The sequence below is a fragment of the Bradyrhizobium sp. BRP20 genome, from assembly GCF_020194215.1.
GTDB lineage: Bacteria > Pseudomonadota > Alphaproteobacteria > Rhizobiales > Xanthobacteraceae > Bradyrhizobium > Bradyrhizobium yuanmingense.
Genome location: NZ_JADYVY010000103.1, coordinates 1 through 440 on the forward strand (window position 1 = coordinate 1; position 440 = coordinate 440).

Sequence of the window (440 nt, forward strand, 5' to 3'; positions counted from 1 at the left end):
ACTCGGCGGCGGGCGGCCTCGCCCCGCCCGCCGCCCTCGCCCGCAGCAGCTCGCGCCCGCCGTCCAGGCCGAACGAGAGCGCCAGCGCCCGCTCGGGGCACACGGCGATGCAGGCCTGGCAGAGCACACACTCGCTCGAGCCCACCCGCTCGCCGCGGCGCACATACTCGCCGACGCGGATGTCCATCGGGCAGATCTTCTCGCACACCCCGCTGCCGGCGCAGCGAGCCTGGTCGCCGCGCACCTTGAGCAGCGCAAAGGGCGCCCCCAGCTTGAGGATGGCTGCCACCGGGCAGGCGTACTTGCAGAAGGCGCGGTTGTCACGCAGCACCAGCGCCATCGCCACGCCCAGCGCGTCGTAGAGCAGGTTGCCCGCGAGGAACCAGGCCAGCGCGGGCGGGGCCCCGTGCCCGGGGCTGCGCCCGAGGCCGAACCAGAGC

Annotated in this window: 1 protein-coding gene; it reads right to left on the reverse strand. The window is 75.2% G+C overall.

Features of this window, described 5'->3' with window-relative positions; all coding sequences use genetic code 11:
* Window positions 1-440, reverse strand: a 440-nt coding sequence (locus I6F33_RS37995) for a 4Fe-4S dicluster domain-containing protein (protein WP_225145801.1), incomplete at both ends; no start/stop codon positions are given.